The following is a 14,855-nucleotide window of genomic DNA, read 5'->3' as shown; positions in this document are numbered from 1 at the left end:
GTGAACTAACTTCACTTGACAATGTCATTATAACATCAGATGATAAAAATGTAAAGGGTTTCATTTTAAAAAGATTAGGTGTTTTAAATAAAATTTGATATAATAACTGCGGTGATAAAATGAAGAAAATACAAATAACAGAAAATGATGCTAATCAAAGAATTGATAAATATATAAAGAAACTATTGGTAAATGCACCAACTAACTTTATTTATAAGATGTTTAGAAAAAAAGATATTAAAGTAAATGGAAAAAAAGTGAATGAAAAATATATTTTAAAGAATAATGATGTTGTAGAGATGTTTTTATATGAAGATAAATTTAAGGAATTTACAGCTACAAAAGACATTTATAATGTAAAAAAGACATTTAAAGTTTTATATGAAGATAATCATGTTTTGATTGTTTATAAGCCAGCTGGTCTATTAGTTCATGAAGATAAAAATGAAAGTGTTAATACACTTACAAACCAAGTATTGAGTTATTTAGCTAATAAAAATGAATTAGATTTAAGCCGTGAAAATACTTTTATGCCAGGACCAGTCCATCGATTAGATCGCAATACGAGTGGGATTGTAATTTTTGGAAAAACCTTAGGTGCTTTGCAAGTATTAAATGAAATGATTAAGCAAAGACATTGTATTGAAAAAAGTTATTTAACTATTTGTAAAGGAAAAGTTAATCAAAAGCGTAACTTAAAAGGATATATAGTTAAACTTGATGATCAAGCTCAAGTAAAACTAGTTAGTAAAGATTATCCTGGAGCTTTAACAATGGAAACAATCGTTAAACCAGTTAAATATAATAATGATTATAGTAAAGTCGAAGTTACATTAGTAACTGGTAGAATGCATCAAATTAGGGTACATCTTAGTAGTATTGATCATCCAATTATTGGTGATCGTAAGTATGGTGATTTTGAATTGAATAAATTTGTTAAAAAGGAATTTGGTTTAAATCATCAATTATTACATGCTTATAAAATTAGATTTGTTAAAAGTTTTGGTATTTTAGCCTATTTACAAGATAAAGAAATTGTTTGCCCAGTTCCTAAACTATTTGAAAAAATTGAAAATAGATTAATATAGATATCTTTTAATATAGTGTGTATAATTATAATATATATACAGGAGGGAAGATATGAAATATTATATTGGAATTGATTTAGGAGGAACTAATGTTCGAACTTTATTAGTTGATGAAAAAGGTATTGTCCATAGTGAAGTAAAAGATAGCACAGAAAGTAATAAAGGGCCTGATTATGTTTGTAATAAAATCATTAAGCAAATAGAAAGTTTAGATACCACAGTTTGTAATGGTTTAAAGGGTGTAAGTGGAATTGGAATTGGGGTACCTGGACCTGTTGATACTAAAAAAGGATATATGATCATGGCTACTAATTTGCCTGGTTTTAAAGAATATCCAATTTGTGATAAATTAACTGAGCATTTTAATCTTCCGGTATTTATTGATAATGATGCAAATGTTGCTGGTTTAGCTGAAACCTTGCTAGGAGCTGGAAAAGGTTATCCAACTTGCTATTATGTAACGATTTCAACAGGTGTAGGTGGTGCGTTTATTGTTGATGGAAAATTAGTATCTGGAGGACGTGGTCATGCTGGTGAAATTGGAAATATTATTGTAAAAAATAATGGTTATAAATTTGGTGCTTTAAATCCTGGGGCCGTTGAAGGTGAAGCTAGCGGAACAGCGATTACTAGAAAAGGTAAAGAATTATTAGGTGAAGATAAAGTTAAACATGCTGGAGATGTTTTTGAATTAGCTAGTAAAGGTGATTTAAAGGCTCAAAGTATTGTTGATGAATGTGTTTTACAGCTAGCAACAATGTTTGCAAATATTGCTCATACTGTTGATCCACATTGTTTTATTGTTGGTGGTGGAGTGATGAAATCTCGTGAGTATTTTTATGATCGTTTAGTTGAACAATTTAATGAATTGATTCATCTTGGAATGAAAGGACATATTCCTCTATTATTAACAAAATTAGAAGATAGTGGAGCAATTGGGGCGGCAATGTTACCGATGTCAAAACTTAAGTAAGAAAGAATTTAATTTTCTTTCTTTTTTTTTATAGAAATGTTATTATATGCAAGTGAGGTGACGAGAATGTCAAAAAGAGTAGTATTAGGTTTAAGCGGTGGTGTTGATTCAGCTGTTGCTGCATATTTATTAAAAAAACAAGGTTATGAAGTTATTGGGGTGTTCATGCGAAATTGGGATAGCCAGCTTAATAATGATATATTAGGTAATCCGACTAATGACAATGATATCTGTCCTCAAGAACAAGATTATAATGATGCTAAAGCTGTAGCAAAATGCTTAGGAATTGAAATTAAAAGAGTAGATTTTATTAAAGAATATTGGGATAATGTATTTACATACTTTTTAGATGAATATCGTAAAGGAAGAACGCCAAATCCAGATATTCTCTGTAATAAACATATTAAATTTAAAGCATTTTTAAATTATGCTAAAACATTAAATGCTGATTATATTGCAACTGGTCATTATGCAAGAGTGGTTCATAGTGAAAATAAAGATTCAATAATGTTAAAAGGAATCGATAATAATAAAGACCAAACATATTTTTTATGTCAGTTAAATCAACAACAATTACAAAATTCATTATTTCCATTAGGTGAAATCGATAAAAAAGAAGTTCGTCGATTAGCTCATGAATTACAATTACCGGTAGCTGATAAAAAAGATAGTACAGGAATTTGTTTTATCGGTGAACGTGATTTTAAAGAATTTCTTCAAAATTATATTCCTGCTCAATCTGGCAAAATGGTTGATATTGAAACTGGTGATATTATTGGTGAACATTCAGGAATTATGTATTATACGATTGGTCAACGTAAAGGCTTAGGAATTGGAGGACCTGGTGGGGCTTGGTTTGTGGTAGGAAAAGATTATGATAAAAATGTTTTATATGTCTGTCAAGGCGATCAAAAAGATTGGCTATATTCATCAGGAGCATTAATTAGTGATGTAAATTGGATTGCTTCTAATAAACCAACTGAAAAAATTTCATGTAATGCAAAATTTAGATATCGTCAAGCAGATAATCCAATTAAATTAGAATTTATCGATGAAGATAAAGTTTATTTAACTTTTGATAAACCAGTAAAAGCGGTAACTCCAGGTCAAGCAGCGGTATTTTATGATGGTGATATTTGTTTGGGAGGAGGAACAATCGAAACTGTCTATAAAGATGGTAAACCGATTGAGTATTTATAATGATTGAATATACAGGATATATTAGGGAGATTCGTTTTTATAACGAATCTTCTAATTATATAGTGGCATTAATTGATGTAGAACAAGAAGATAAACTAATTACGATGAATGGTTATATGAATAATTTTAATGATTATGATAAGTATTTATTTGTTGGTGACTATGAAATTCATCCTAAATATGGAAAACAATTTAAACTTAGTGAGTATCGCATTATTTTAGCGAAAGAATCTGATGAAATCATCAAGTATTTATCTAGTCCGTTATTTAAAGGAGTTGGTCAAAAGTTAGCTAAACAAATTGTCGATAGTTTAGGTGAAGATTGCTTAACGATGATTAAAAATGATAAACATAGCTTAGATTGTGTTATGGGAATGACAGAAAAAAGACGGGATTTGATATATGAAGTTCTAACAAATAGTGATTATGATCAAGAAGTTATGCAATTTTTTATGGGGCATGGTATTAGTTTAAAAAATTTAGGTTTGATTCAAGCATTTTATAAGGAAAAAACATTAGAAGTTCTACAAAATAATCCTTATCAATTAATTGAAGATATTGATGGAATTGGATTTAAAACAGCTGATGAACTAGCTTTAAAAACTGGTGGGACTTTAGATAATCCTCATCGTATCAAAGCAGCAATCGTTTATAGTATTAAACAATATGGTTTTAATACAGGAAGTACATATTGTTTAATTGAAGAAATAATTAAAACTTTTAAACAGCTTATTTATAGTATTGAAGAAAATGTTTTTTATGAATATTTAGATGAATTAATTGATAATGGTTTAATCATTAAAGAAGATGAACGTTATTATTATCATGAAATGTATGAAGCTGAAGTAAATATCTCAAACTATTTAAAAATGAGAATTAATCATGATGATGAAAATATTGATGTATCAAGAGTTAATCAATTATTACAAGATTTTGAAAAAAATCAAGGAATTACTTATGCTAAAAAGCAAAAAGAAGCATTATTTTATTTTTTAAAATCATCAGTGATGATTTTAACAGGTGGTCCTGGAACAGGAAAATCAACGATTGTTCATGCTTTATTAAAAATTTATACATCACTATATCCAGAAGATCGAATTGGATTAGTTGCTCCTACTGGTAGAGCTGCTAAGCGATTAACTGAATTAACAGGAATTGAAGCTTGTACGATTCATCGTTTGTTGAAATGGGATTTACATACTAATACTTTTGCAATAAATAAAACTAATCCATTAGATATAAATGTATTGATTATTGATGAGTTTTCAATGGTTGATTGTTTACTTTTAAGTAAACTATTTGATGCTGGAAGAAATATTGATAAAATTTTGTTTATTGGCGATTATTATCAATTACCATCAGTTGCTCCTGGTAATGTGTTAAAGGATTTAATTGAAGCTGGTGTTAAAACAATTGAATTAGATGAGATTTTTAGACAAGCTAAAGATTCAGGAATAATTCAATTAGCTCATCACATCATAAATAATGAAATTGATGATATTGACTTATTTAGTCAATATCAAGATATTAACTTTTTTCCAATGTTAAATTATGATGTAATAAAAAATGTCAAAACAATTGTTAATAAAGCATTAGAAGAAGGTTATGATACAAGTGATATTCAAGTTTTAGCACCAATGTATCATGGCGTTGCGGGAATTGATGCATTGAATGATGCTTTGCAGGATGTATTTAATCCTAAAGATCAATGCGTAGATAGTTATAAAATTGGACGTATAGAGTATCGAATTGGTGATAAAATATTACAGTTAAAAAATCGAGTTGATGATAATGTTTTTAATGGTGATATTGGAATATTGATAGATATTTGTCGTAAAGATAATTTTGAATATCTTCAAGATACTTTGATTGTTGATTTTGATGGAAATATTGTTGAATATACGTCACAAAATTTTAATACAATCACACTTGCTTACTGTATGTCAATTCATAAATCTCAAGGTAATGAGTTTAAAATTGTGATTATGCCAGTGTTAAGTGATTATTATATAATGTTAAGAAGAAATTTATTATATACAGCTATAACCCGAGCAAAACAGTCTTTATTTATTTTGGGAGATGCTAAAGCATTTATGCATGGTTTGCATAATTATCAAGATAATCGTCGAAAAACTACGTTAAAATTACGTTTTGAAGATAAACCTGAAATTAGTGTGTATGATTTTTTATAATCTTTACAAACTATAATGAGGTGAGATTATGTTATCTAGAAATAAATTGTTAATTGGTTTAAGTGTTGCTTCATTAATGATTTTATTTAGTGAATGCGATTGTATAGAAGATATGATGGATAATTTAAAGGCAAAAATGTAAAATTATTATATGAAATTAAAAAGACAATGAATGTTGTCTTTTTAATTAAATCAAACTTGAAAAATAAATAAGAATAGTTTATAATTTGGTAAATCGTTGAAAAAGAAAAGTACTATAAAAAATGTTTTTTAGAGATAGTATGGCTGGTGAAAATACTAATCATGTTTATAGGAAAGCTACTTTGGAGAGTAATTAAAAATTACCGTTTAAGCTGCGTTATAAGCTAATAAAGGGCATGAGTATTCATGAATTAGGATGGTACCGCGATTTAAGTCGTTCCTAGTAATAGGGCGACTTTTTATATTGGATAAAGGAGATAAATATGAAGCAATTAACTGGAAATCAAGTAAGAAAAATGTTTTTGGATTTTTTTGAAAGTAAGGGACATAAAGTAGAACCTAGTCATTCATTAATTCCTAATGATGATCCAACCTTACTATGGATCAATGCTGGAGTAGCAGCATTAAAAAAATATTTTGATGGAACAATCAAACCTGAAAATCCACGTATTACTAATGCACAAAAATCAATTCGTACAAATGATATTGAAAACGTTGGAAAGACAGCTAGACATCATACTTTTTTTGAAATGTTAGGTAACTTTTCAATTGGAGATTATTTCAAAAAAGAAGCAATTGATTTTGCTTGGGAATTATTAACAGATGAAAAATGGTTTGCATTTGATAAAGATAAATTATATATTACTGTTCATGATCATGATGAAGAAGCTTATAATTATTGGGTTGATGTAATTGGAGTAGAGCCAAGTCATATGTTAAAAACACCAGGTAATTTCTGGGAAATTGGAGAAGGTCCATGTGGACCAGATTCAGAAATTTTCTATGATCGTGGTGAAAAATATGATCCCGAAGGATTGGGTTTAAAGTTATTTTATGAAGAATTAGAAAATGATCGTTATATCGAAATTTGGAATTTAGTATTTTCACAATACAATTCTCAAGAAGGTGTCGATCGTAATGATTATGAAGAATTGCCACAAAAAAATATTGATACTGGAATGGGATTAGAAAGAATTACTAGTATTATTCAAGATGGTGAAACAAATTTCGATACAGATTTCTTTTTACCAATTATTCATGAAGCTGAAAAGCTTGCAAATGTAAGTTATCAAGAAAATAAAATGGCATATCGTGTTATTGCTGATCATATCCGTACAGTTACTTTTGCCTTGGCTGATGGGGCATTATTTGATAATGCTGGACGTGGTTATGTATTAAGAAGAATTTTAAGAAGAGCGGTTCGTTATGGTAAACAAATCGGAATTGAAAAAGCTTTTATGTATAATTTAGTTGGTGTAGTAAGTGAAATTATGAAAGAATTTTATGATTACTTACCTGAAAAAGTTAGTTATATTAGTGATTTGGTTAAAAAAGAAGAAGAGGCTTTTCATAAAACATTATCAAATGGAGAAAAGTTATTAAGTGGATTAATTAAAAAGAATAGTGATGGAATTATTAGTGGTAAAGATGCTTTTAAACTATATGATACTTATGGTTTCCCATTTGAACTTACATTAGAAATTGCTCAAGAATCTAATTTGAAAGTTGATGAAGAAGGGTTTAAAGAAGAACTTAAATTGCAACAAATGCGTTCACGTGGAGCAAGAGTTGATAATGAATCAATGACAAGTCAAAAACCAGATTTAATGGCTTTTGATTTACCATCATCATTTGAATATGATCCTACTAATATTAGAGGAGTTGTAATTGGATTATTTAAGGATGGTGTTAAAACAGATCAATTAAATGATTATGGTGAAATTGTCTTTGATGTAACAACTTTCTATGCTGAAATGGGTGGACAATGTGCTGATACCGGAATTGTTTATAACGATGAATGTAAAGCTAAGGTTGTAAATGTATTAAAAGCACCAAATCAACAACATTTACACTTTGTAGAACTTGAAAGCGGAAGTATTAAAGTTGGTGATGTTTTAACTTTAGAAATCGATAAAGAAAAACGTGGTAAAATTACCGCAAATCATACAGCAACACATATTTTACAAGCTGCTTTAAAAGAAGTAATTGGAAGTCATATTAATCAAGCTGGTTCATATGTTGATGATAATCGTTTAAGATTTGACTTTACTCATTTTGAAAAAATCACTAATGAACAGTTAAAAGCAGTAGAACAAAAAGTTAATGATGTTATCTTTAAAGGAATTGATGTTGAAATTGCTAATATGAGTAAAGAAGAAGCATTAGCTAGTGGAGCAATGGCTTTATTTGATGAAAAATATGGTGATACTGTAAGAGTAGTTTCTGTAGGTAATTATTCAAAAGAGTTATGTGGTGGATGTCATGTAACTAATAGTTCAAATATCGGATTATTTAAAATTGAAACTGAAGAAAGTGTTGGTAGTGGAATTAGAAGAATTGAAGCAGTTACTGGTAAGATAGCTTATGAAGCATTAGTATTAGAAAAAGAAACAGTTGATACAATTAGTTCAATTTTAAAATTAAAAAATCGTAAGGAAGTAGTTAATAAAGTTACGAGTTTAACAGAAGAATTAAATGCTGTTAAAAAAGAAGTAGAAGCATTGAATTCAAAATTAAATGCTTTAAATGCAGCTAATAGAATGAATGATATTCAAGATATTAATGGTGTAAAAGTATTATTTGTTGAAGAAGATATGGAAAGTAATAAAGCAAAACAATTAGCATTTGATCTTAGAGATAAAATTGATTCAGGAATCGTTATTTTAGTATCTAAATTTGAAGAAAAATGTTCATATTTTGTTGGTGTAAGTAAAGACTATGTTGCAAGTGGAATTAAAGCTGGCGATGTTGTTAAAAAGATAAATGCTATTGTTGATGGTCGTGGTGGTGGAAAACCTGATTTTGCACAAGGTGGTTGTCCAGTTAATGAAAAGATAGATACGATCAAAGATGAACTTAAAAACTTCTTTTAATTTAAGACTATTTGGTGTAAAATAGTTTTATAGGCAAAGCCTTAAGGGAGGTCGAATAATATGCATGATTTAACAAAGACAAAAGTATTTAGTTCTGAAGATATGCGTCGAGAAATGATTCGTAGTAATCTTCAAACTGTAATAGATGCTTTAAATGAAAGAGGGTATAATGCAGTACATCAGATTGCAGGTTATTTAATCTCTAATGATCCTGCATATATTTCTAGTCATAAGAATGCTAGAAACATAATTCAACAAGTTGAACGTGATGAAATTATTGAAGAGCTAGTCAAATCATATTTGGAGAAATAGGATGGAAAAAATATTAGGACTAGATTTAGGTTCAAGAACTTGTGGTATTGCCATGAGTGATGCACTTGGTATGCTTGCTCATGGCTTAGAAACATACCGTTTTAATGATGGTAATTATAAACAAGCTGCAAATTATGTTGTTGAAATAATTAATAAAAACCAAATTAAAACAGTTGTATTAGGTTTGCCTAAACATATGAATGGCGATTTAGGTGAAAGAGCACAAATTTCGATTATGTTTAAGGAAATGTTAGAAAAAAAAGTTGCAGGATTAAATGTCGTGTTGGTTGATGAGCGTTTGACAACAAAGGTTGCACAAGATCGATTGATTTTTGCTGATGTTTCGAGAAAAAAACGCAAACAAGTAATTGATAAAATGGCAGCTGTTGCAATATTGCAAGGTTATTTAGATGCTAATTAGAAAGGAAAAAAGATGGAAGCAAATAAAATCCAAGTTATTGATGATCAAGGAAATGAATTAGAATATGAAGTGTTATTCACTTTTAATAATGATGAATTAAATAAACAATATGTTTTATATTATGATTCATCATTAGAAGAGCCAAATGTGTATGCATCAATTTATGATGATGAAGGAAAGCTATTTCCAATTGAAACTCCTGAAGAATGGGAAATGGTTGAAGAAGTTTTTCAAAGTTTTATGGCTGAAAGTGAAGAGGGTCATGAATGCTGTGGTAGACATAAAGACGGTGGATGTTGCCACGAAAATGATGAAGATCATGAATGTTGTGGAGGACATCATGATGATGATCACGAATGTTGCAAAAAAAATGGTGATCATGAATGTTGTAAAGATAATTAGTTATTTTAAAGTATGGAATGATGTAAAATCCATACTTTTTATTATTATAGAATTATTTAGTAATAAAAATATTATTAGGAATGTTTAATATAAATAAAAGTTTTACGAATTTATTTAATTTTAAGATGATGATTTTAATATATGAGTATGATATGATTAATTTATGTTAGGCTAAGAGGAAGTAAGATTATTTTAGTTTTATTAATATTTAATAAAATTTTAATTGATAATGATTGAAAATTAAGTATAAATGAACTAGGAAGGAGAAATAATCAAGATGAACTATAAAAAAACATATATTTCACCACTGGGAATAATTTATATGCGAAGTGATGGAGAATATTTGACAGGATTATGGTTTGAAAAATCTAGAGATGATTTAAAACATCAGGGAGATTTCGAGGAAAAGGATTTATCAATATTTAATGAAACAAGTAATTGGTTAGATATTTATTTTAGTGGTAAAGAGCCTGATTTTATTCCAAAATATAAGATTGAAAATTTAACACCATTTAGAAAAATGGTTATAGATATTATGAATAAAATTCCATATGGGAAAGTAGTTACATATAATGATATTGCTAAAGAAATTGCAAAAATAAAAGGTCTTAATAAAATGTCTGCTCAGGCAGTTGGAGGGGCAGTTGGTTGGAATCCTATTTGTATTATTATTCCATGTCATAGAGTTGTTGGAAGTAATGGAAGTTTGACAGGTTATGGTGGTGGGATTAAAAATAAGATAAAATTATTAGAACTTGAAAAGAATGATATGACTAAATTTATTATTCCTACAAAAGGGACTGCTTTATAAGTGAACATGGTTAAAAGGCATAAATAAAGCTATTATTTTTTATTAAGCGAGAATATAGATCTAAATTATAATTTTATTTTAGATGATAACTTATTTTTAAAATAAATTGAAAAACGTTGATAATTAGAGTGTTTTTTAGTTTGTTTATATTGACAGTTTTTGTTTTGATAGGTAAAATAATTATATAGAAAGAGATGTTACTGTTAAATCAGGCATGACCTAAATATTGTTAATGATACTATAGTGTCGTCAACTTTATTTAGGTTTTATTTTTAATGCTGATAAATTGAAATTGAGAAATGGAGGGATTGAGAAAATAGGTTATAAATTATTATATTGGGGAATTTTTATTTAATAAAATAGGTGAAGTTTAAAGATTTTGCATTTTTTAATGTGTATAATCAAGTAAGTTTTTGTTTTGTAATTTAATAGTATTTTAATAAATTCTGGTTAATATTTATAATTTATCATATTTGTTTAGTTTATGATATTAAAATAAGATATTTTTAAGCATGTTAATATAAATAATAGTATAAAGATAAGAGTGTCTTCTAAACTACAATACTTGATTTTGAAATTTTTATTATATATGACAAAATTGCTTGTACGAAAGGATAAATCTTAACTTTACCAATATATTATTTTAAGTGCAAGAATATGCACACAAAAAGGAGAGAAAGAATATGAAATTAGGGAAGAAAATTGTTTCTTTGATGATAGTTTTAGTGATGATTGCTACAACTATATTTGGGATAAATATTTCTAATGCTGTGGCTTTAACTAATGAACAAAAAGCTCAAGAATTAGTTTCAAAAATGACATTAGAAGAAAAGATAGGTCAAAAAATCATGCTTTCATTTAGAAGTGGGTGGACAATGAAAGATGGTACAAAAATTTCATCTGTACAAAATATTAATGATGAAATTTATGAAATTATTGGAAAATATGATATTGGTAGTGTTATTTTATTTGCTGCAAATTTTGCATCTGATGCTAGTATTAATGTTGAATTAACAGATGGATTACAAAAAGCAGCAATGGATCAAAATTTAGGAAAGAACAGTATTCCTTTAATAATTGGAACTGATCAAGAAGGGGGAATAGTTTATCGATTAACTGGAGGAACTGCCTTGCCAGGGAATATGGCTGTAGGAGCTACAAATGATCCTGAATATGCTTATAAGGCTGGTAAAATTATTGGTAGTGAATTGAGTTCAGTAGGTGTAAATACAAATTTTGCTCCTGATGCAGATGTTAATAATAATCCTAATAATCCAGTTATTGGGTTGCGTTCGTTTAGTAGTGATCCACAATTGGCAGCAAAATTTACTACAGCTTATATTGAAGGGGTTCAAAGTCAAAACATAGCTACTTCAGCTAAACATTTTCCAGGGCATGGAAATGTTGCAACTGATTCACACACAGGATTACCTTCAATTGATGCTACTAAGGATGAGTTATATCAAACAGAATTAGTACCATTTAAAGCTGCAATTGCTGCAGGAACTGATATGATTATGACAGCACATATTCAATTTCCAAATGTAGTAAAAGAAGAAATCTATTCAGCAAAAAAAGATGAATATATGTTACCACCTGCTACTTTATCAAGAGAAATTTTAACTGATCTTTTAAGAGATGAGTTGAAATTTGATGGTGTGATTGTAACTGATTCAATGACTATGAATGGTGTTGCTAATTATTTTGATGTAAATGAACGTAATTTGCTAGCAGTCAAAGCAGGAGTTGATATTTTAGATATTCCATTTAATGATATATCTTCATGGGCTGATATGGAAACTAAACTAATTCCGTTAATTGATGCATTTGTTGATGCCTATACTAAAGAAGATGGTTATAATGGAATAAAATTATCTATTGAGGAATTAGATAAGTCTGTTGAAAGAATTTTAACATTAAAATATAATCGTAATATCATGGAATTAGTTAATGATAATACGAGTTTACAAGATAAAAAAGCAAAAGCTTTAGAGGTAGTAGGGTCAGTTGAAAATCGTGAAACAGAAAGATTGATTTCAGCAAAAGGAGTTACTGTTGTTAAAAATGAAAATGATGTTTTACCATTGAAATTAACTAGTAATTCTAAAGTATTATTTGCAACTACATATTCTAGAAATAATAATCGATTTGTTTTAGCGTGGGAAAGAGCAAAACAAGCTGGAATTATTCCAGAAGGTGCAGACTATAAAATTTTACAACACTATAATTGGACTGGATTAGATGATAAAGTCAACAGTGCAATTAATTCAGATGGTTCAAATTTCCAAGGAACAAATCGTGATTTATTAGATTGGTGTGATGTATTAGTACATTCTTCAGAAATATCTAGTGCCTCAGGAATAGATGGTTATCTTGTTGCATGTCCACAATTATTTACTAATTATTGTAAGAGTTTAGGAAAACAAACAGTTGTAATTTCTTTAAATCATCCTTATGATGTCCAAGCATTTCCTGATGCTGATGGAATTTTAGCTGTATATGGAACAACTAGTCTTGGTTTGGATATAACTGAATCTTTTGGAGGAGGAACAGTAGGAGCGACTGCTGCATTTAGTCCAAATCTTACTGCTGGAACTGAAGTAGTTTTAGGTACATTTGGAGCTTCTGGAAAGTTACCGGTTGATATACCTAAATATGTTCCAGGATCAAAAGTATATTCAACAGATGAAATTGTTTATGAACTAGGTTATGGTATTGAATATGAAGCATTAGCTAAAGATCCTGATAAAACTGCTTTAGTAGAAGCAATCAATAAAGTTGAGACATTAAATAAAAATAATTATACTGAAGAATCATGGCAAAGTGCTAAAAATGAATTAGAAACATTAAATGATGTTTTAAAAGTTGCTAAAAATGCTAATTTAACTCATAAATTAGCGCAAGCAAAAGTTGATGAAAATACACAAGAACTAAAAAATCAATATGATAAAGTTTTAGAATTATTAGTACCTGTTAGTGTTGATAAAACAGCATTAAAGATAGCAGTTGATATGGCTAATTTAATTACAGATGAGGAATTAGAAAATGTTGTACCAGTAGTAGTTAATGAATTCATTGTGGCAAGAAATGAAGCTAATGATATTTATAATAATGCAAGTGCTTTACAAGTTGAAGTAAATAATGCATTTGACAGACTTGCTAGTATCATGCAAAAATTAGAATTTTACAAAGGAGATAAAACAGCATTACAGGCATTTGTTGATAAAGTTGATGAAATAGATTCAAGTAACTATATTCCAACTACATGGACGGTTTTTGAAACAGAATTAAATGAAGCAAAAGATGTATTAGCTAATGAAAATGCCATGCAAGAAGAAATAAATAATGCATATAATGAATTAGTAACAGCATTCTTGAACTTAAGATTAAAACCTGATAAAACAGGATTAGGACAATTAATTGAAGAAGCTGAAACTAAACAAGAAAGTAATTATACACCTGATTCTTGGAATACTTTACAAGAAGCATTAAACTATGCAAAAGAAGTTTATAATGATGAAAATGCAACACAAGAAGAGGTAGATAATGCAGTAACTAAATTACAAGATGCACTTGATAATTTGGTGAGTGTAGTAGATAAAAGTGCATTACAAGCAATGGTTGATAAAGTTAATGGATTAGACAGTAAATTATATACAGAAGCATCATGGAATAATTTAGCTGAACCAATGACTAATGCTCAAACAGTATTAGATAATCTAGATGCAACACAAGTTGGGGTAAATGCAGCTTATGAAGCATTAATAAAAGCATATTTAAACTTAAGATTAATTCCAAATAAAGATTTATTAGAAGAACTAATCAATCAAGCAGAAATGTTAAATGTTGCTAATTATACAAAAACATCATACAGTGTATTAAAAGATGCATTAAATGAAGCAAAATTAGTATTAGATAATCCAAATGCATCACAAGTTGAAGTAGATGCAACAAAAGATGTTCTTGCAAAAGCAATCGCAGGATTACAAATAGTAGACAACATAGTAAGTACACCAGTAAATAATGGTGATACCACAAGTGTAAAAACTCGAGATAATAATTTAGCTGAAATATTTGCAGGACTAGGATTATTAAGTATGGCTGGATATATTGTATTTAGAAAAAAGAAAATGATTAAATAGAATAATCTGGAGTTTTAAATTATAACGGGGAAAATGCTCCCCGTTTTTTAAGTATGTTAAACATATGATCTTCGTAGATTAAACTAATATCAATTTTTTAATACTGAATATAAAAAATGAAGATATTATAAGTTATAATAAGCTGTGTATTATGCATGATTTTTTTTAAGATAGGGAAGTATTTTAAATAATAGGTATTGATAAAATTGTGTTACAATAAATATAACAAATATTAAAAGA

Annotated in this window: 10 protein-coding genes and 1 other annotated feature; all 10 genes read left to right on the top strand. The window is 28.4% G+C overall.

From position 1 onward, the window contains the following. The first annotated feature begins 119 nt into the window (after positions 1-119). Positions 120-1,088 (top strand): RluA family pseudouridine synthase, encoded by a 969-nt coding sequence (locus tag NQ543_RS07040; RefSeq protein ID WP_004609283.1) that lies wholly within the window; start codon positions 120-122, stop codon positions 1,086-1,088. Positions 1,089-1,140: 52 nt separating this feature from the next. Beyond that, entirely contained in the window at positions 1,141-2,061 is a 921-nt protein-coding gene (locus NQ543_RS07035) for an ROK family protein (RefSeq protein ID WP_004609282.1), read from the top strand. Between the two features lie 66 nt (positions 2,062-2,127). Further along, positions 2,128-3,261, top strand: coding sequence for a tRNA 2-thiouridine(34) synthase MnmA (gene mnmA / locus NQ543_RS07030; RefSeq protein ID WP_039903799.1), 1,134 nt, complete (start codon positions 2,128-2,130; stop codon positions 3,259-3,261). Next, positions 3,261-5,453: an SF1B family DNA helicase RecD2 gene (gene recD2 / locus NQ543_RS07025; RefSeq protein ID WP_004609280.1), complete on the top strand. Its 2,193-nt coding sequence runs from the start codon at positions 3,261-3,263 to the stop codon at positions 5,451-5,453. Before mnmA ends, recD2 begins: the two co-directional genes overlap by 1 nt. Positions 5,454-5,682: 229 nt before the next feature. After that, positions 5,683-5,879: a binding site (T-box leader), on the top strand. Between the two features lie 38 nt (positions 5,880-5,917). Beyond that, entirely contained in the window at positions 5,918-8,527 is a 2,610-nt protein-coding gene (gene alaS / locus NQ543_RS07020; RefSeq protein WP_004609279.1) for an alanine--tRNA ligase, read from the top strand. A gap of 60 nt (positions 8,528-8,587) precedes the next feature. Next, positions 8,588-8,839, top strand: a complete 252-nt coding sequence (locus tag NQ543_RS07015) for an IreB family regulatory phosphoprotein (RefSeq protein ID WP_004609278.1) — start codon at positions 8,588-8,590, stop codon at positions 8,837-8,839. A gap of 1 nt (position 8,840) precedes the next feature. After that, a complete protein-coding gene (ruvX, locus tag NQ543_RS07010) occupies positions 8,841-9,260 on the top strand; it encodes a Holliday junction resolvase RuvX (protein WP_004609277.1) in 420 nt (139 codons plus the stop codon). Between the two features lie 12 nt (positions 9,261-9,272). Then, complete coding sequence (locus tag NQ543_RS07005; RefSeq protein WP_004609276.1) at positions 9,273-9,662, top strand: DUF1292 domain-containing protein; 390 nt, start codon at positions 9,273-9,275, stop codon at positions 9,660-9,662. 277 nt (positions 9,663-9,939) lie between these two features. Then, the gene (locus NQ543_RS07000; protein WP_004609275.1) at positions 9,940-10,473 is read left to right on the top strand and encodes a methylated-DNA--[protein]-cysteine S-methyltransferase; all 534 of its coding nucleotides are present in this window, start codon (positions 9,940-9,942) and stop codon (positions 10,471-10,473) included. Between the two features lie 683 nt (positions 10,474-11,156). Further along, on the top strand, positions 11,157-14,615 hold the full coding sequence (locus NQ543_RS06995) for a glycoside hydrolase family 3 N-terminal domain-containing protein (RefSeq protein WP_039903796.1): 3,459 nt from the start codon (positions 11,157-11,159) through the stop codon (positions 14,613-14,615). Positions 14,616-14,855 lie beyond the last annotated feature (240 nt).

It is taken from the genome of Thomasclavelia spiroformis DSM 1552 (genome assembly GCF_025149465.1).
Classification (GTDB): domain Bacteria; phylum Bacillota_I; class Bacilli_A; order Erysipelotrichales; family Coprobacillaceae; genus Thomasclavelia; species Thomasclavelia spiroformis.
Note: the sequence above shows the minus strand (reverse complement) of the source record. Positions and strands in the feature narration are given on the sequence as shown.